At 50.9% G+C, this 19,705-nt stretch carries 14 protein-coding genes; 7 read left to right on the top strand and 7 right to left on the bottom strand.

The annotated features are described in order from the left end of the window. Window positions 1-14 precede the first annotated feature (14 nt). The 5 genes from C7120_RS04695 to C7120_RS04675 all read right to left on the bottom strand — a co-directional run bounded on the left by C7120_RS04695 (window position 15) and on the right by C7120_RS04675 (window position 6,353). Window positions 15-3,341, bottom strand: coding sequence for a TonB-dependent receptor (locus C7120_RS04695; protein WP_233247021.1), 3,327 nt, complete (start codon window positions 3,339-3,341; stop codon window positions 15-17). Between the two features lie 265 nt (window positions 3,342-3,606). Beyond that, window positions 3,607-4,260, bottom strand: a complete 654-nt coding sequence (locus C7120_RS04690) for a carbohydrate-binding family 9-like protein (RefSeq protein ID WP_107620566.1) — start codon at window positions 4,258-4,260, stop codon at window positions 3,607-3,609. Further along, complete coding sequence (locus C7120_RS04685; protein WP_107620565.1) at window positions 4,257-5,366, bottom strand: phosphotransferase enzyme family protein; 1,110 nt, start codon at window positions 5,364-5,366, stop codon at window positions 4,257-4,259. The genes C7120_RS04690 and C7120_RS04685 overlap by 4 nt, the downstream gene beginning before the upstream one ends. Window positions 5,367-5,847: 481 nt before the next feature. Beyond that, window positions 5,848-6,153, bottom strand: a complete 306-nt coding sequence (locus tag C7120_RS04680) for a type II toxin-antitoxin system YafQ family toxin (RefSeq protein WP_107620564.1) — start codon at window positions 6,151-6,153, stop codon at window positions 5,848-5,850. Then, complete coding sequence (locus C7120_RS04675) at window positions 6,153-6,353, bottom strand: hypothetical protein (RefSeq protein WP_107620563.1); 201 nt, start codon at window positions 6,351-6,353, stop codon at window positions 6,153-6,155. Before C7120_RS04675 ends, C7120_RS04680 begins: the two co-directional genes overlap by 1 nt. A 347-nt stretch (window positions 6,354-6,700) precedes the next feature. On the opposite strand from C7120_RS04675, the gene C7120_RS04670 reads away from it, so the two are divergent. Together C7120_RS04670 and C7120_RS04665 are read left to right on the top strand one after the other, a co-directional pair. Further along, window positions 6,701-7,813 carry a carboxymuconolactone decarboxylase family protein gene (locus C7120_RS04670; RefSeq protein WP_233247020.1) on the top strand — a complete coding sequence of 371 codons (1,113 nt, stop codon included), beginning with the start codon at window positions 6,701-6,703 and terminating at the stop codon, window positions 7,811-7,813. Window positions 7,814-7,903: 90 nt separating this feature from the next. Then, window positions 7,904-9,445: an RluA family pseudouridine synthase gene (locus C7120_RS04665; RefSeq protein WP_233247019.1), complete on the top strand. Its 1,542-nt coding sequence runs from the start codon at window positions 7,904-7,906 to the stop codon at window positions 9,443-9,445. Window positions 9,446-9,461: 16 nt separating this feature from the next. On the opposite strand, the gene C7120_RS04660 is transcribed toward C7120_RS04665, so the two are convergent. Together C7120_RS04660 and C7120_RS04655 are read right to left on the bottom strand one after the other, a co-directional pair. Then, entirely contained in the window at window positions 9,462-11,123 is a 1,662-nt protein-coding gene (locus tag C7120_RS04660) for a putative transporter (RefSeq protein ID WP_107620562.1), read from the bottom strand. Continuing rightward, complete coding sequence (locus C7120_RS04655) at window positions 11,124-11,942, bottom strand: pyridoxamine kinase (protein ID WP_107620561.1); 819 nt, start codon at window positions 11,940-11,942, stop codon at window positions 11,124-11,126. A gap of 222 nt (window positions 11,943-12,164) precedes the next feature. Here C7120_RS04655 and C7120_RS04650 point away from each other — a divergent pair, with 222 nt between their 5' ends. The 5 genes from C7120_RS04650 (at window position 12,165) to C7120_RS04630 (ending at window position 19,704) form a co-directional block, all read left to right on the top strand. Beyond that, window positions 12,165-13,070 carry an AraC family transcriptional regulator gene (locus tag C7120_RS04650; protein ID WP_107620560.1) on the top strand — a complete coding sequence of 302 codons (906 nt, stop codon included), beginning with the start codon at window positions 12,165-12,167 and terminating at the stop codon, window positions 13,068-13,070. Further along, window positions 13,067-13,933 carry a helix-turn-helix domain-containing protein gene (locus tag C7120_RS04645; RefSeq protein ID WP_107620559.1) on the top strand — a complete coding sequence of 289 codons (867 nt, stop codon included), beginning with the start codon at window positions 13,067-13,069 and terminating at the stop codon, window positions 13,931-13,933. Before C7120_RS04650 ends, C7120_RS04645 begins: the two co-directional genes overlap by 4 nt. Before the next feature lie 223 nt (window positions 13,934-14,156). After that, window positions 14,157-15,026 (top strand): PfkB family carbohydrate kinase, encoded by an 870-nt coding sequence (locus C7120_RS04640; RefSeq protein WP_107620558.1) that lies wholly within the window; start codon window positions 14,157-14,159, stop codon window positions 15,024-15,026. Between the two features lie 420 nt (window positions 15,027-15,446). Beyond that, window positions 15,447-17,363 (top strand): AAA domain-containing protein, encoded by a 1,917-nt coding sequence (locus C7120_RS04635; protein WP_107621388.1) that lies wholly within the window; start codon window positions 15,447-15,449, stop codon window positions 17,361-17,363. Next, window positions 17,350-19,704 (top strand): glycoside hydrolase family 3 N-terminal domain-containing protein, encoded by a 2,355-nt coding sequence (locus C7120_RS04630; protein WP_107620557.1) that lies wholly within the window; start codon window positions 17,350-17,352, stop codon window positions 19,702-19,704. The genes C7120_RS04635 and C7120_RS04630 overlap by 14 nt, the downstream gene beginning before the upstream one ends. The last annotated feature ends 1 nt before the right edge of the window (window position 19,705 follow it).

Here is a 19,705-nt window from a genome sequence, read left to right as displayed (position 1 = left end):
TTCAATTAATGGTTTTAAAACGCGAGTTGAATCCCAAAAGAGCAAGTCCGCATGGGGGAATATAACTCTGGATTCGTGTAACCTGCAATAGTATATCGAGGATCAAAGCCCTGGCGGGCAGAAAGATAGAATAGGTTCTCTGCCGAGAAGTAGATGCGGACACTCTCTATCTGAGCTTTAAGCGTCAAGTTCTTGGGGAAAGTATATCCCACATTCAGGTTCTGGCAATTCAGATAAGAGGCACTTTCAAGGAACCTGTCGGAACGGCCGCTCTGGGAATTCTTCTCGCTGAACATCAATCGCGGTATGTTGCTGTTCTTGTTGTCCGCCGACCATACATTCATGATGTCCTCATGCCAGTTGGTCGCCGACGATCCACCGGTATGCATCAGGGTCTGATAAGTATAATCGTAGGCCTTTCCGCCCAGCTGGTAAGTGAAATTCACAGAGAAGTCAAAGCCATAAGCAGTAAGCGTTGTCCCAATACCGCCATACCAAGAAGGCATGGCGTCTCCGCAAAGGTAGTCGGTGGCCTCATTCCAGTTCTTCGTCGTTTCCTGACCTGTAACCTTTCCCTCACTATCCAGCACATCCTTATAATACAGAGCCTCGCCCGTCTCCCCATCAACTCCTGCATATTTCGGCATATGCCAAGTATAGAGAGGCAATCCCTCACCGACGAAGTACCAATACTTCTCCGCAAAGGAGGCGTCATGATTCACATATCCGTCATATCCCTCCACGGTAGTTGTCTTCACATCCGCAGGCAGACTGAGCACTTTGTTCTTTACATGCGACAGATTGAAGCTGATTTCCCAATTCAAATTCTTAGTCTTAATGGGAGTCGCATTCAACACAAGTTCTACGCCCGTGTTTCTCATATCACCCATGTTCACATAGCGGCTGGTATAACCGATGGTAGGGGGCGTAGCCAAGGAGAAAAGCATATCACTGGTCTTGCGATAGAAGAAATCAAGGCTACCATTGATTCGATGGCCAAGGACCTCAAACTCTATGCCTGCATTCCAGTTCGTGTTGGTCTCCCATGTGATGTTCTCCGTTCCTTTTCCGCGCCACTGGTAACCCACGCTATTGCCATTGTTCACGATGTTGTAGGTGTTCGTGTAAAGGAAGTTTCCGATATTGTCATTACCTTGTGAACCTACCGAAAACTTGAGCTTCAGATTATCGATCCAAGGCATCCTGAACCAATCTTCCTTGGAAATAACCCAGGCCGCGCCCGCCGACCAGAAGTTTCCCCAACGATTGTTTTTATTGAACCGGGACGACGCGTCGCGCCGGAAAGACAACGAGGCATAATAGGTATTAGCGTAGTCGTACATTCCCCTGAAGAAATAACCCTCATTATTATAGCGCGACGAGTAGGAAGAAGGATAGTCCTTGTTGAGCAACTGGTCTATCTCCGTAGCTCCCTCTATTCCGAAATTGCGACCGGACACGCCCATATACTCATACTTATAATTATAATACTCATGTCCCAGCAATCCGCTTACGGTATGTCTGCCGAACAAATGGCTATAATTGAGCAACTGCTGCAAGTTATAGCTGAATATCTTAGAGGAGCTTTTCGACAGATAGCCATTATCTGAAGAGTCTGTATAATGGTCTACAAACGGACTTTTAATGTAAGTATACCGGCTGTCATGATTATAGGCATGCGCGTTTAAAGTAAGGATCAAGTCCTCGAAAATACGGAAATCTGCTAAGCCGCTTGCCGTATAGTCTGATACGGTATTCTTGTTTTCCACATACTTATTGCTGAAAATGCAGTTGCCTCCTACACCTCCCGCCCTGCTCAGGTCGTAAAGACGGGCAAAGTCATACATGGGCTCTCCCCACTGGTCCGTCAAGATATTATGATCGGATCCGCGATAGTACACGGGATAGATGGGAGCCTGCGTCTTGATCGTACTCCATATCGTACCCGTTCCGATGGTACCTTCTTCTGTCCGGGAATACTTATAACGGGCATAATCAAAGTTCGCGCCCAGACGCACAATCTTGTTGGCTTGATAGCTAAGTTTTAGGCGAGCGGAGATACGGTCTTCATTGGACCCACGCTGTATGCCATCCTGATTCAGATAGCCCAGCGATGTATAATAGTTGATTTTATCAGTAGCGCCCGATACTGTGGCATTATATTCCTGCCGTGCACCCGTCTGTAACCCTTCTTTCTCCCAGTCATCAGGCTGAAGCCAGAGCTGTGTATTCCCATAAGTATAGAGGGAACCAAGGGTGGCATTAGGATTCATCGTTCCATCCAGCTGAATGAACGGCTGGCCGTTTGGAACCGTATACACCATGTATCCAGGGCCGTTTCCCGAGGAGGCATTCGTCAAGTCCGAGTTAGCCTGTGCATTGGCAGCCTGTGGGGTCATGGCTCCACTCGGATAATCAGCGCTGGTATAATAATTATACAGCATCTTATAATAGGTCTCATAGAACTGCCGTGCATTCAGCGTCTTATAGTTTTTCAGTCCATTGGTGTTCCAACCCCATTTCGCATCTATATTGATACGGGTCTTTCCATACGACCCCTGCTTAGTGGTTATCATGATCACACCATTGGCGCCACGGGCTCCATATAAAGCATTGGAGGCTGCGTCCTTCAATACCGTCATGGATTCTATATCATTGGAGTTTAGAGTATTCAAGTCTCCATCGAAAGGCATCCCGTCAATGACTATGAGCGGTTGGGTATCAGAAGATATAGAACCGATACCCCGAATGGTTATTGAGGGAGAGCTGCCCAACTGAGACGAAGAGTTATTGAGCTGTACACCGGCCACTCTACCCGCCAAAGCCTGCGTGGCATTCGTAACCTGCACCTTGCCCAGGTCGTCGCCTTTCATGATTCCCGCGGATCCGGTAAAAGCCTCGCGCTTCATCTTACCGAAAGCAACGACCACGACTTCGTCCAAAGCCTTGTCCTGAGAGTTCATCACGATTCTATATTCATCTCGTTGGTCTATATTCACTCTCTGCGTAACGAAGCCGACATACGAAAACTGAAGCACGGAATGAGACGACACCTCCAATAAGAAATTGCCATTCATATCGGTTACGACACCATTTGAAGTACCCATTTCCAAGACACTTACCCCTATCAAAGGCTCACCGGTATTATCAACGACTGTACCTCTTATAGTTCTCTTTTTCTGGTCTATCCGCAGACTCACAGAATGTCTGGAACTCTCTTGCAACTGACCTGTCTCCTTTCCCACTACAGGGAAACTTGATTCTCGAGAAACCGAGTGGCCAGACACCATCATAGTAACCACCAGCAATAGCGGCAGTATCAACATGATTCTCTTTTTCACACAAATCATAAGATAAAGAATTAAAACATGAATTACGGTAGAAATTAGGAATTAAACCTAATTTTAGGTTAATATTAAACAAGGGATAAAATAAAGGAACAGTTCTATTAGTCTTTAGTAAGTGGTTTTCCTCATAGGCAAAATGAAATTAGGGATTGTTATTAATACATCACGGAACGGCATCAATGCTCACTATGGATGGGGAGTTTCCCACGAGCAGATTCTTTCAAGAGATTGCCCCCGGCGCCCATTGCCCTGAATTCTCTTACTCAAAGCGAAGCTCCCCGAAAAAATCGGGGCGATGGAAGTCGGGGTTTGCGACATTGATCGGATTCCAAGAGAGGAAGTGTGGGCGCTCTAACTTGTCGCCACACTTATAGAAATTAGCCTTGAGAACCTGTCCGGAAAGTGAGCCGACCTTGCTTCTGAAATAAGCACTCACGGGAATGACGAGTGCCAGCTCCCACTTCACCTTGCCCACACGCTCCTCAAAAGGCCGGCTCCCGAGGCTCGACCAACGGTCTACAGACTGTAAGACCGCTTCCGGGGCAAGCACGCGCCCCTCGCGCTCGGCCCCCGCCCCGATAAGCAGCGTGCCCGTACAGTTGCACTCCACATTATAATAGAGCCCATCGGCAGCGGGCACGAAAAAGAACTCGCAGCAGCTGTCCTCCCATACTCGCCCGTTGTCATGCCCGGCCATGGAGGCCACGCTTTCCTCTTCTACCCGATAATGCAATAGGATTCTGTCATCAGCATGGGCTATACGGAACTCTACTTTCGGGGCATAGGGGTAATCCTCCACCCAATTCACACAGTCTATCCGCTCGAACGACATCTCTTGCCCGTCGAGCAAAGACGGCAAACGGCTCGCCTCATAATCATTCTTTGGCAACCTTTTTACGATCAATTGTTTCATCCTATACCATTATTATCAAGGCAAGAATCCACAAACCGCCGCATCTCCTCATCGTGTTTGCGCACATTCCGGTAGAGCATGAGTTGATTCTTCGTCCTCACCAAGTTATGTTCTGGATATTTTATCTTATAATAGGTGTCGCCATTGATATAGTCGGCAAGGAACCTGACACACTGCATATACGGGAACAAGGCTGCCGCATAAGGCAGGTTCTCGATCTCAATGGGGGTCAGAAATACCTTTGCAGACTCTAAATAGCCCCTCGTAAAGGCCTTGAAGATTTCCATATTAAAGCCGACCTTGGTTATTTCAGGACTGTCCTCCGCCACGAAATTAGCAGCCGTGCGCAGAAAGTCGCCGATGTCCGAGAAGACGAAGCTGGGCATTACCGTATCAAGATCAATCACACAGAGCACCTTTCCGTTCTCGTCGAAAAGCATATTATTCACCTTCGTGTCGCAATGGCAGATGCGTTTGGGCAGTTTGCCCTCACGATAGAGTCGTTCGGCCTTGCACATTTCGTCGGCGTCGAGGTTCAGTTCATCAAGGAGAGGCTTCACGGCTTCCATCCTCCCCTTTACATCCGAGCCTACCGCATCACAAAGCTGGCGCATGCGGAGCTCCATGTTATGGAAGTCGGGAATCGTCTCACCCAACTGGTCGGGGATATCTACAAGCATCGCCTCAAAGTCTCCGAAAGCCTTGCCCGCATAGTAACTGTACTCCGGATTCACGGTCTCATAGGTCTTCGCATGGGATATGAATACCGAGATTCGCCAATACTGCCCCTTCTCGTCCTTATAATAAGTCTTTCCAGTATCGGTCTCTATGAAGCGGAGAACCTTTCGGTCGATGTCATTCTCGCCTCTTTCCTTCAGCTTTTTGCGAATGTGGCGGGTTACCGACTCTATGTTATCTTGCAAAACATCTACATCCGTAAATATTTTATTATTAATGCGTTGCAAGACATAATCAGGCGAGCAGCTCTCCAAGGTGGTAATCTTGAGCGTGTCGTTAATCAGCCCGTTTCCCAATGGCTCGATGGTATCAATTGTTCCTTCTATCAGGAAATGCGACACGATGGTCTGTAGTTCTCTTTCTTGCATGGATTCTTAGATTTACAATATATCGCAAAGTTAAGTCTTTTTTTGTAAATAACAAGGCCTTGGAGGTTTTTTCTTTTAAAAAAAACACAAGCTGTCCGCTTGTGTTTAGTGTTTTTTGTCCGTCGCTTGTGAGCGAAGCTCTGTTTTTTCTATTTTCTACTCGTCGCTCCGGAGCGAAACATTATTTTTCCCATTTTGGGGCTTTCGACCGCGAGCGAAACCATGTTTTTGCTGTTTTTTGACTCGTCGGCCATGGCCGAAACGTAGATTTTGCTAATTTCCGCATTTCGGCCGTGGCCGAAGCGTTATTTTTCTCATTTTCCGCTCATCCGAGCCCTCGGATAAACAAAAACCGCGAAATTTGGCACTGACCACACGACGGAAAACGAAAAATCTCGGCTGGCGGCTTGTGGGAAAACAAGCGTCCCACGCTCCAAACGATGTGAAGCGTGGGACGGAAAAGATTTCCGCAAAAGAAATGTCAGAACAAATCGGCGTGTGTGCCGGTGCGTATAAGATTCAGAATATGCAATTCCTTTTCCACTGATTCCTTTTCTGCAGAAATGATATCTTCTTTGCTGTACACCAACAGCCAATCGGGATGAATGTGGCATTCACGCAGCCCGGAGAATTCGCCTGTAAGTGCATGGTCGCGTCTTTCTGCGGGCAATGGTTTGTCTTCTGCCAGTAGGCGAATGACTTCGTTAAGGTCATCTTCCGGCATCCGACGTTTGCGGGCACGCTTCAAGTCGCGCTTATATTGCCCTGTATAGACGATTTCACGCATCACTTGACACTTTTCAGATAGTCGTCAAAATTTCTACAATGGGTTACCTTGCCCTCGCTCAATTCGCGGAGTGCACGGCGCGTAGCCTCTCTTCCGTTGTCTGTCTTGGCTGTTGATATCAAACCCTTTTCGCGCAGGTAGTCCACGATGCTGCGTCCTTCCTTCGTGCGTTCGTTGATGTTGATAGTGTAAGTTGCCATGGTTTTACCTCCTGTTCTTTTATTGTTCCGGTGCAAAAATTGTGCAAGCGAGGACAAAGGTATGGAATATTTCCGGATTACGCAAGAATATGGAAAGATTTTAAAGATTCAACAGGCAATAAAAAGAAAAAATAACAGACCGTAAGGCGGAGATGCCGCGGTCCACGGACGGGGATCGGATAATCCAGCCGTGGTATCGGGAAATCGGATTCTTGACCGTTTAGGATAGATCTCGCATAAAAGAGATATACTGTAATCCGTAAAAAAGATAAGTGATTCCGTAACATTTATTGTTCATCTTATTTAAATTTATCGTATATTTGCATCGTAGAACAAATATTCAAACAATGAAGATCATCCCTAAAATCATGCTCGCAATAGCGATGCTATTCACAGGAACCCAAATGAAAGCGCAACAGAATATGACATTAGACGCAAGACAACAAAGCCTCTCCGCAATTGCAGGACTGGAGGCCAAAGGAGATTTAGAGAATCTCGGCAAGGCTATCGACGAAAGCCTTGACAACGGATTGACAGTAGCGGAAATCAAGGAAGCCCTTTCCCAGCTTTACGCCTATACCGGTTTCCCACGGTCTTTGAATGCGCTCGAAACACTCAAGAAGGTCATAGACTACCGCAAGAAATCCGGCAAAGAGACACCCATGGGACAGGACGACGCAACGGTTCTTCCCAAAGATTTTGATGCCCTGAAAACGGGTAAGGAAGTCCAGACCAAGGTGAGCGGCAGGCCTTTCGACTATACCTTTGCTCCCCGCACCGACTATTACCTGAAGGCCCACCTGTTTGGCGACATCTTCGCCGGCAAGGTACTTTCCCAATCCGACCGTGAGATAGTAACCATATCTGCCATTGCCAGTCTTCCCGGCTGTGAGCCTCAGCTCCTTTCCCATGCCCACGGAGCCTTGAACATGGGAGTGAAAAGAGAAGAGCTTCAGGATATCCCCACCGTATTGGAAACCAAAGTCGGAAGCGCTGAAGCTGCCAGAAGTCGGGAGGCCATCAGCAAGGCGCTGGGCATGGAACTGGCTGAAAACCTCAAAGTAAAGAAAGGCATAGAAAACAGTCCGTGGCCGATAGGGGAACCCAATGTAAACTATGCCCAATACTTCGACGGCAACAGCTATCTCGCCCCCTTAGAAGGCGTAGCGTCCAATGTTACTTTCGAGCCCGGCTGCCGCAACCACTGGCATATTCACCACAAATCCGTACAAGTGCTCATCTGCGTGGCGGGTCGTGGCTGGTATCAGGAATGGGGAAAGCCGGCAATAGAGATGACTCCGGGAACCGTCATCGCCATCCCCGCGGAGGCCAAGCACTGGCATGGTGCCGCAAAATACTCATGGTTCCAGCATATTGCCTATATGACAAAGGTTCAGGAAGGCGCAAGCAACGAATGGCTGGAGCCTGTATCTGAAGAAGACTACAACAAGCTGAAATAAGACTTGATCTTTCACTCATTAAAAATAAAAACAAAACCACCCGAGAGGTTCAACAATCCTTTCTATTATGAGCCTCATCCCCTCTGTCTTTTGGCTATTCAGGAGCTAAAGACGCTGTTGGGGCATGCCCCTTATCGTAATGAAATCGATCGAGGCAAGATGTTCGGCGTGCTCATCGTAGATAACGACGGACAGACTGGCTATCTCCAGGCCTATAGCGGACAGATTCTTGCCATCGATGAAGCCACGGAAAGAAATCCCCAGGATGACCGTGAGTTTGTTCCGGCGATATTCGACTACCTTCTGCCAGACGGATATTTCAAGCAAGAGGAAAGCCGAATATCCTTTCTCAATCAGCAAATCAGGGAGCTGGAAACGAGTCTTTGCCTTAAAGAAGCCAAATTACATCTTTCCAAATTACAATCCGAAGCTTCCAACAAGATTTCCGATTACCGACAACATATGAAGGCGTGTAAGGAACAAAGGGACAAAGCCAGGAATTCCGGCGCCACAGACGAAGATTCTCTCTTAAAAGAATCACAATTCCAGAAGGCCGAACTGCGAAGACTCAAAAGGTCTCTGGCGGCTGAAATCGACATTCAAGAAGAGAAAGTGAAGAAGTATATAAGGGAGATTGAAGAGAAGAAGCGTCTCCGAAAACAGAAGAGCGACGCCCTGCAGGGATGGCTTTTCTCACAGTTCTCTATGCTCAACGCCCGTGGGGAGAACAAGACTCTGACGGACATCTTCCATGATTCTTTCTCCCAAGCCTACAACCAGATGCCCCCATCCGGTGCGGGAGAGTGCTGCGAGCCGAAGCTCCTGCAATATGCCTATGCCAACCATATGAAACCTCTCTGCATGGCCATGTTCTGGTGGGGAGAGTCGCCCCGGCAGGAAATCAGGCATCATCTCCATTTCTACCCTGCCTGTCAGGGCAAGTGCAAGCCGATATTAGACTGGATGCTGAAAGGACTGGATGTGGAGGGAAATCCCCTTGAGGAAGAACAGAGTCAACCACTGCCTATCCTATATGAAGACAACGATATCATCGTGGTAAGCAAACCGGCAGGCATGTTGAGCATTCCCGGAAAGAGTAAGCGGCAATCCGTACTCTCCCTGATAAAAGAGCACTGCGGAAAAGAGAGCGATCCCATGATCGTTCACCGCTTAGACATGTCGACAAGCGGACTTCTCGTAGTGGCAAAAAACCGCGAATGCTATTGGAGCCTGCAACGGCAGTTCAAGGAACATACTGTTAAGAAAAGATACATTGCCCTGCTCTCTCCCTCTCCTAAAAAGCCCCTTCAGGTGAAAGGTACCATCAGCCTGCCCCTGACGGCAGACACGGAAGACCGGCCCCGACAGATCATAGACTTCAAGAAGGGGAAAATGTCTATTACCGAATACGAGTTCTTAGACGAAAACCGGATAGCCCTCTATCCCAAGACCGGGCGTACCCACCAGTTGCGTGTCCATTGCGCACACCGAGAAGGACTGTCCCGTCCCATTCTGGGAGACGAGCTCTACGGCAAGAGAGCCGAGCGCCTATATCTTCACGCGGAACATCTTGAATTCACCCATCCCGCTACCGATGAGAGAATCCACTTCGAGGCAAAGGCCGACTTCTGACCAAGGGTCGGGCAACCTACACAAAAAACATGATCATCATCTGGGCTATGATTACGCGGACAAACATTCCCAACGGATAGACCGACGCATATGCCACAGAAGGCGTGTCGCCCTCGATTGTATCATCGGCATACCCCAATGCCATGGGATTTGCCATGCTGCCGCAGAGAATACCGCAGACCGTACCGAAATCAAACTTTTTCGTCCTTAGGATCATAATGCCTACAATCAGTATGGGCAGCATGGTGAGCACAAATCCGACGCCTATCCACATCAATCCCTCAGGGCGCACAAGTGTATTAAAGAAGTCCTTGCCCGCATCTAAGCCAAGACATGCAAGATAGAGGGAAAGACCGAGCTTGCGGAGCATCAGCGAGGCACTTCGTGTGGTATAGCTGATGAAATGAGCCTTCGGGCCGAGCGCGCCCACGATGATGCCCATCAGAATCGGGCCGCCGGCAATGCCCAGTCGGATGGGAGCCGTCATGCCAGGAATGGAAATCGGTATCGTGCCGAGGGCCAGCCCCAGAAGAATTCCCAAGAAGATGCTTCCCACCTGGGGTTCATTCAATATCTGAACTGCATTTCCAATGAATTTCTCAACATCATCCAACGCGTTGGGAGGTCCCACCACGATCAGATGATCGCCGTATTGAAGGCGCAGATCGTCGGTCGCGAGAAGCTTCATGTCGCCACGCAGCACCCGGCTTACATTCACACCATAGATGTTTCTCAGCTGCAGGGTGCCCAGTTTCTTGCCATTGAGTACCCGGCGGGAAATCACAAGGTTACGACTGGCCACCTTCGAGTCTATATGATTCCAGTCTATCTGTTCCTGATTCCAATCCTTTTCCACCTCTTTTCCGAAAAGAATCTCCATTGATTTCCTTTCGTCATGATTCGTTACGACGAGTACATTATCACCCTTACGAAGCTCCGTACTGGCTTGTGGCACCACCACCTCTCGCCCCCGCCACACCCGTGAGATGATGAACTTATCGCGCGAGCTTTGCGCAATTTCCAACAACGGACGGCCGTCGAGGGCTGGATTGCAAACCTCATATTGTCCGATATAAGTGTGGTCATCAGCCTCTTCGCCGCGAATCTTCAAGTCGTCGGCCGTTATCATCAACTTGCGGAATATCACCATGGCAAAAATCACGCCCACGACACCCAACGGATAAGTAACCGCCGTACCCAGGGCAAGCGACCCCGCCGGCTGTCCAAGCAACCCTAATGCCTGTTGCGCGGCACCCAGCGCCGGAGTATTGGTAGTTGCGCCGCACAGGATACCCACCATGTCAGGGAGGCTGATACCCGTAAGCGGAACCATGATCAGGGCCATGACGGTGCCCAGCAATATCACGGCCAAAGACCAAAGGTTGAGAGGCATGCCTTCATGTTTCAACGAACTGAAGAAGTTCGGCCCCACCGAGAGCCCCAGCATGTAGACAAAGATCACCAACCCGAAGGTCTCCGCAAAGTTCAGGACTTTCTGATTTATCTCCAGACCCAGATGTCCCGCGAGGATACCGATGAAGAACACGAAGGCAACTCCCAGCGAAACGCCCATCACCTTGACCCTTCCAAGGGACAAACCCAAGGCGCAGATCACCGAAAGAACAATGATTGACTGTATCGGAGACTCTATGGAAAAAAGACTGTTCAACCAATCCATTTACAAAACATTCAAGTATTTCTCAAGGGGAATTCCCCTGTTCTTGTCTTCATTGTCCTTGTTCAGGTCGATGAGCCTATACACAGCATCCATGGCAGCCTGCGTACTCGGCTCCAGAGGCTCGCCATCGAGGAGATGACCTATCAATACCGCAGAGAAAATATCACCCGTTCCAGGGAAATGGACGGGGATTTCCGTATATGGAAGTATGAAATATCCATCCTCAGAATGATTATACCCCACCACCGAAGATTGCCCATCGACGGTGATACTGGTAATCAGCGCTGAATTCGAGCCTATCTTCCGAAGGTGGTCGAGAAGATTCCGTGCCTCGCCGAGCGTTACTCCCTCTGCATGAAACGGATGCCCCGTGAGATAGCATGCCTCCGTATAATTGGGATAGCACAGATGCGCTACGGAAAGCATTTCGCGCATGCTCTTGATGGCGGCCTCGGTAATTCCGTTATAGAGTTTTCCCTCATCGCCCATGATAGGGTCGACGAAGATGACCGTCCCCCTCGCGGCCTGTTCCATGCAATAGCGTGAGATGATGCCGGCCTGATACTCCGAGGCGATGAAGCCCGTGGCTATCGCGTCGAATCTGAAGCCCAGTTCTTTCCACACGGGGAAGACTCCCTTGATATATTCCGTGGTGTCCAGGATGTTGAACTTGCCATAATCCAGCGTATTCGATACCAAGGCGGTAGGCAGATTATAAGTGGGATGGCCGAAGTAAGACAATATCGGGAGCATCGCCGCCGTAGCCACCTTGCCGTAGCCGGCCATGTCGTTGATAAGAAGAATCTGTCTCTTACTCATGTGCTTACATTCTTTTCCGGGTACAAAGGTAGTCTATTTTTCTGAAACGAAGCATGAAAAGACAGTAAATTAGCAAATCTCAAAAAAACCAGATACCCCCACCCACCACCACAGCGACGCCGAATCAAAGATAAAGAAGTTTTCTTTATCCGTAATCCGGGTCATTGCGGTTTCAGAAATTTTATATATCTTTGTCTCGGAATCAGAATATAGAATCAGCATATGGCAGAACAGATTATCAACATCAACACCATTGATGCCTATAACAAGGCATTCGGCATAGAGACCCGCCACCCGCTCGTGTCAATCGTAGAGATGGCGAAAGCGCATCCCGTCGTGGACCTGAACGCCACGACAACCTATCATTACGGGGTTTACGCTATCTTCCTGAAGCAGACCCTGTGCGGCGACATCACCTACGGACGGCAGCCTTACGACTATCAGGAAGGCACCGTGGCCAGCTTTGCGCCAGGTCAGGTGGTAACGATAAAGCTGCATCCCAATGTGCAGCCTGATGCCATCGGACTGGTTTTCCATCCCGATCTCATCAAGGGAACATCGCTGGGCAAGGACATCAAGCAATACAGTTTCTTCTCGTATTCCTCGCGGGAAGCCCTCCATCTGAACGAGGATAAGAAGGAGATCTTCAAGGACTGCATCCAAAAAATACGACAGGAGCTGGAACATCCGATAGACAATCACAGCAAAAGGCTGATTTGCCGCAACATAGAATTATTGCTCGACTACTGCCTGCGCTTCTATGAACGACAATTCATCACCCGCAAGGCGGTCAACAAAGATGTGCTCGAAAGGTTTGAGGAACTGCTCAACACCTATTTCGAGGACACTAATTCCTATCTAAAAGGGCTCCCCACGGTGAAGTATTTTGCCGAAGAATGTTTCCTTTCTCCCAACTACTTCGGCGACCTGATAAAGAAAGAAACGGGCATGACCCCGCAAGAACACATCCAGGCTAAAATCATCGACCTGGCCAAGGAGGCGCTGCTGGGCACGGAGAAGACCATCAGCGAAATCGCCTATCAGCTCGGATTCCAGTACAGCCAGCACTTCAACCGATATTTTAAGCGCAATATGGGCATGAGCCCAAGCCAGTATCGCAAAGCATGAAACACTCTATCAGCATTTGTGCCTGCAACAAGCTCTTTGACGAGAAGGCCTTACACCCTCTCGCGAGCGTTATCAACCTCTCCACGGAGTGTAAGGAAGAGGCGATAAGGCTCGACTGCTATGCCATCTTGCTACGGCGCAACGAAGACGGCGAGAGACGATTTGGCCGTCAGGCCTGCGACTTCTCCGACGCCACGCTGCTCTTCCGATCGCCCGAGAAGACCCTCGACCTTGAGAAAGACAGCCTCCACGAGCACAAAGGGAAACTGCTGATGTTCCATCCCGACCTGTTCTGCGGCACTCCCTTAGGACAACAGATCAAGGACTTCAACTTCTTCCGCTACCGGCAGGATGAATCCCTCCACATTTCCCGCAAAGAACGGAAGGCCGCCGAATGCTGCATCGACGGAATCAGCAGGGAACTCGAATGGGGCATCGACCAGCTCACCGCATCCATCCTGTGCGACCTCATCACGCAGCTCCTGCACCATTGCCAAAGGTTTTATCAGCGACAGTTCATCACGCGCGAGATTGCTTCCGAGCGAATACTGACGCGATTCATGGAGGCCGTAGACGAATATTTGCAGAGTGGAAGAATCCAAAACGAAGGCCAGCCGGGCGCCTCGGTGTTCACCGACCCTATGAATATATCGACGGCTTATCTGAACGACCTGCTCAAACATGCCACCGGCAAGGAGTTTGACGGCTATTTTCAGTCTCGCAGAATTGAAATGGCCAAGCGGTTGATGGCCACGGATGACGATGAAAAAATTTCACAAAAGCTCGGCTTCAAATCCTCAGACTGTTTCCATTCCCTATTCCAGAGAATCACGGGGATAAGCATCCAGGAGTACCGAAATTAAACGGCTGTGAATCAGATGGTTAGAAACCGAAAAGTAAAAGGCGGCTAAAAGGCGAGTAAAAAGCCGTTAGAAGGAGGGCTTTCAGCCGTTAAAAGGAAGGCAAAAAGCCGCCTTTTACTTTCCGGTTTGCCGCAAGCGGCTTTTCAAACCCTGAACGGCAAAGGAGCCCATAAGATTCAGCCGTCTGAAAATATTTTACCAACATTGACCAAAAACAAATAAGATGAAAGATATTTGCTGCATCGGACACATCACCCACGACCGCATCATCACCCCGCAAAGGTCGATAGACATGGCGGGCGGGACGGCCTTCTATTTCGCCTACGGCATCAACAGGTTGCCCGGAAAAGTATCGTTTGAACTTGTTACAAAGGTTGGCGACGATGCCCTCGGCGAAGTGGAGAAAATGCGCGAGGCGGGTATCGAGGTCATCGCAAACCATAGCCGCAAGACGGTTTGCTTTGAAAACAAGTACGGGGAGAATGCCAACCACCGCACACAGAGGGTGCTCGCCGAGGCCGATGCTTTCACCCTTGAGGATGTGAGATCGCTCGAGGCGCGGGTATTTCATTTAGGCCCGCTCCTGAAAAACGATTTCCCCACGGAGGTCGTGAGGGCCCTGAAGGAGAAAGCACTTGTTTCCATTGACATTCAAGGCTATCTGCGCGAAGTCAAGGGGAAAGAGGTGGTCGCGGCGGAATGGACTGAGAAAGAAAAAGTGCTCCGCCTCACGGATTTCGTAAAGCTGAACGAACACGAGATGTCGACCATCAGCCTGCTCACCAACCCTCGCTCCGTGGCCCGGGAACTGGCGGGATACGGCATCAGAGAGGTGATTTTGACCTTTGGGAGCAAAGGCTCCCTCATCTTGAAAGATGGCATATTCTATGAAATTCCAGCCTATGCGCCACACGCTCTAATAGACGCAACGGGGTGCGGAGACACCTACGGATGTGGCTATCTCTACTGCCGCATGCAGGGAATGGCTCCCCTGGAAGCCGGAAAATTTGCCGCGGCCATGTGCACGAAGAAACTGGAGCATTCCGGACCCTTCCACGGCACCCTGAGTGATATCCGCGATATCATCGGATAACTCCACCTTCAAGATTTCACGCGGTTTGTCGCCACCTATATAAAATAAGGTATCAACAAATTGCGAAGCCTGTCTCAAGCCGTGCGTTGAGAGAAGAAAGGGCCTTCGCATTTCCGCGGCCATGCGCCGCGGAAGCCTCCTCGTTTCCACCTTGCCGGGATCATCGAGGAAAGGCGCAGGCCCATCAAGGAGAACAATACATCAAGGATATGAGGGCCTGGGAGCATTGCGGTGGAACCGGGCAAGAATATCCCTATAAAGAAAAAGCAACTCCCGTGTCTTTTTTAAAGGCCTGATTATAGAAATATGCCACACTCCTCCCGCTCTCCCCTGAAGTGAGCAAGAGGAGAATTCATAAATGTCTCCATGCTTGCAGATATCGAGAAAAAGCATTATCTTTGGACAGAATTTCCAAAGAACATGGCAGAGAACTCACCACAGCAGGCCTTGGCGCAACAGCGATTGTTGCTCCAAATGGAGTACAACGCCGAGAAAGAGGCTTTCCGCAAGCAGACCGAGACAATGGGACTGGCGCGGAAGGTGAAGCGCGGTGATGCCTGGTTTCCGCTGAAGATCGGCAAGAGTTACTATAATTCGCTGAACCAGCTGTCGCTGGAAGTAACCCGCGCTGCCGACCAGGACATAGAACACAACTTTGAGTTTGGCCGTCCCGTGGTTTTCTTCAAGGTCTCCCGCAACGGTGAGCTGCGGTATTTCCGCCTTACGGGAACCGTAAACTATGTAGACGGCGACCGCATGGTCGTGGTGCTTCCCGACAATGGAAGCCTCGTGGACATACAGAGTTGTGAAGACTCCGTAGGGCTGCAACTCTTCTTCGACGAGACCAGCTATAAGACCATGTTCGATGCCCTCGACCGGGTGATGCAGGCCAAGGACAACCGCCTGGCCTACCTCCGCGACCTTTTCTATAGCAAGACGCGTCAGGCCGGGCAGCTCAACTTCGAGCCGATGCGGTTTCCGTGGCTCAATCCCACGCAGGAAAAGGCGGTGAACGAGGTGCTTCGGACAAAGGATGTGATGGTGGTGCACGGCCCGCCAGGCACCGGGAAGACCACCACGCTGGTAGAAGCCGTCAACGAAGTGCTGATGCGCGAGAGCCAAGTGCTCGTCTGTGCGCAGAGCAATATGGCAGTAGACTGGATATCGGAAAAGCTCGTCGACCGGGGCATCCATGTGCTCCGCATCGGCAATCCCACGAGGGTGAACGACAAAATGCTGAGCTTCACCTATGAGAGGCGCTTCGAGTCGCACCCCGACTATCCGCAGCTTTGGGCCATCAGAAAGGCCATACGAGAGCTAAGAGGACGGCGCAAAGGGCGCAGTGAGGCTTTCCACCAGAAGCTCGACCGGCTGAAAAGCCGCGCCACCGAGATCGAAATCCGCATCAACAGTGAGCTTTTCAGCGAGGCCAGGGTGGTCGCCTCTACCCTCGTCGGGTCTGCCAACCGGCTCTTGGAAGGACAGAAGTTCGGCACGCTTTTCATCGACGAGGCCGCCCAAGCTCTTGAGGCTGCCTGCTGGATACCCGTCCGCAGGGCGTCGAGAGTGATTCTTGCCGGCGACCACTGCCAGCTTCCACCCACCGTGAAAAGCATCGCTGCCCTGAGAGGAGGGCTTGGCAAGACCCTCATGGAGCGCATCGTGGAGAACAAGCCCGAAGTGGTAACGCTCCTGCGGGTACAATACCGCATGAACGAACAGATCATGCACTTCTCCAGCAACTGGTTCTACGACGGCAAGGTGGAGAGTGCCCCACAGATAAAATACCGCGGAATACTCGACTACGACATCCCCATAGAATGGCGGCAGGCGACCAACGATGCTCCAGCCGGCGACCCTCCTGCATCCGGACAACGATGGGGAGAAGAATTCGTGGGCGATTCTTTCGGAAGAATCAACAGGCAGGAAGCACAGCTCACGCTGTCTGCGCTCCAAGAATACTTCGCCAAAATCGGCAAGCAGCGCATCCTCGACGAGCGCATTGATGTAGGAGTCATCTCGCCCTATCGTGCCCAAGTGCAGTATCTGCGCCACCTGCTCAAGCAACGGGAGTTTTTCAAGCCTTTCCGAAAACTCATCAGCGTGAACACCGTAGACGGTTTCCAGGGACAGGAGAGAGACATCATCCTCATCTCGCTGGTACGCTCCAACGCCGAGGGTGAGATAGGATTCCTACGCGACCTGCGGCGCATGAATGTGGCAATGACCCGCGCCCGCATGAAGCTCATCATCCTCGGAGATGCCAAGACGCTGACCAAGCATCCCTTCTATAAAAAACTTTATACACATATACTATCGCTCCATGAAGAATCCTAAACAACTCGCAGCCCTTGCGCTCATCATCCTCACGGCCACGGGAACACAGGCCGGCAACCAGAAAATCTATCATAAAGGATGGATTGACTTCAACAAAAACGGAAAGATGGACATCTTCGAAAACCCCAAAATGCCCATTGAAGCTCGCGTAAACAACCTTCTCCAGCAGATGACAATGGAAGAAAAAACCTGTCAGATGACCACCCTCTATGGTTCTGGACGCGTTCTCAAAGACGACCTCCCGACAGCTGAATGGAAAACCCGCGTATGGAAAGACGGCATCGGCAACATCGACGAGGAACACAACGGAATAGGAACACCGCTCAAGCCCTTTATCACCGACGCACGGAAACATGTTGAAGCCTTACACGAAATACAGCGATGGTTTGTTGAGGAAACACGCCTCGGCATTCCCGTAGACTTCAGCAATGAGGGCATACACGGGCTTTGTCACTATCAGGCAACCTATTTCCCTGCCCAATGCGGCCAGGGAGCTACCTGGAACCGGGAACTGATTCGCAGGATAGCCGACATCGAAGCCACCGAGGCCGACATCCTCGGATACACCAACATCTATTCGCCCATTCTCGACATCGCCACCGACCCCCGTTGGGGACGCTGCGTCGAGACTTACGGAGAGGATGCCTATCTGGTGGGGCAGCTTGGCCTTGAGATGGTGAGAGGCCTTCAGGCGCGCCGCGTGGTGTCCACCCCCAAGCACTATGCGGCATACAGTAGTCCTGTCGGAGGCCGCGACGACAGGACCCGCACCGACCCCCATATTACCGAGCAAGCCCTGCACGAACTTTATCTCAAGCCCTTCCGCATGGCCGTACAGGAAGGTGGAGCGCTCGGCATCATGAGCTCTTACAACGACTATAACGGTGAGCCGATATCCGGCAGCTACTATTTCCTCACCGAGTTGCTGCGCAATGAGTTCGGCTTCCGCGGCTATGTGGTATCCGACAGCGAGGCTTTGGAATTCCTCTACAACAAGCACCATGTGGCGGCAGACTACGAGGATGCCGCGGCATTGGCGGTGAACGCAGGGCTGAACATCCGCACCAACTTCACCCAGCCGGAAACTTATGTCGAACCGCTAAGGAAAGCCGTCATGAACGGAAAGATCTCCGAGGAGACCCTGAACCGGCGGGTAGCAGAGATCTTGAGAGTGAAATTCTGGCTGGGACTTTTCGACAATCCTTACCGAGGCAACGCAGGGGAAGCCGGAAAGACCGTCAGGAACGCCGACGCCCAGAAGGTTTCGCTGGAGGCGGCACGACAGTCGCTCGTGCTCCTGAAGAACGAACGCGGCCTGCTTCCTTTGAGCAAGTCGCTCCAAAAGATTGCCGTCATCGGACCAAATGCCAATGAAAAGGCCGAATTCGTGAGCCGCTATGGAGCCCGGGGGGCAAACATCATCACGGTATACGAGGCCATTCGCCATCTGATTCCCTACGCCGAGGTCGGCTACGCGAAAGGATGCGACCTCCTCGACACGCATTTTCCAGAGAGCGAACTGATGGATTTCCCGCTCTCCAAAGAAGAAAAAGCCGACCGCGACGAAGCCGTGGCACTCGCCAAAGAGGCCGATGTGGCCATCCTCGTGCTGGGAGGCAACAACCAGATTGTGGGCGAAAGCCTTTCCCGCACCGACCTCAATTTGCCCGGCAGACAGGAAGAGCTCCTCGAAGCTGTCTATCACACGGGCACTCCCGTCGTCCTCGTATTGCTCGACGGGCGTGCCTGTACCATCAACTTTGCCGCCAGAAGCATTCCCGCCATCCTACATGGATGGTATCCCGGAGAGTTCACGGGGCAGGCCGTGGCCGAGGCCTTGTTCGGCGACTATAACCCCGGAGGCCATCTTGCGGTAACCTTTCCGAAGAGCGTCGGGCAGATTCCGTTCCACTTCCCGTTCAAGCCAGGTTCCGACGAGAAGGCGAGCAGGTCTGTCTGGGGGGCTCTCTATCCCTTCGGCCACGGACTGAGCTATACGACATTCGAATACGCCAACCTCCAGATTCAGAGACTGAAGGAAGGCGTGAAAGTAACTTGCGAGGTCAAGAACACGGGCACCCGCAGCGGCGATGAGGTTCCGCAACTCTACCTGCACGACGAGGTGAGCAGCGTAACGGCATATACGAAGGTGCTGCGAGGCTTCGAACGCATTTGTCTGGAACCAGGTGAGACGAAGACCGTAACTTTTACGCTCCATCCCCACGATTTCGCCCTGTGGGGCCTGCAACGCAAGTTCACCGTAGAACCGGGGACCTTCAGAGTCATGATAGGCAGGAGTTCGCAGGACATTAAATTAGAAGACACTTTCACATGGAACTAAT

This window comes from Prevotella sp. oral taxon 376 (assembly GCF_003043945.1).
Classification (GTDB): Bacteria; Bacteroidota; Bacteroidia; order Bacteroidales; family Bacteroidaceae; genus Prevotella.
This window is presented reverse-complemented; position numbering and strand designations above follow the sequence as displayed.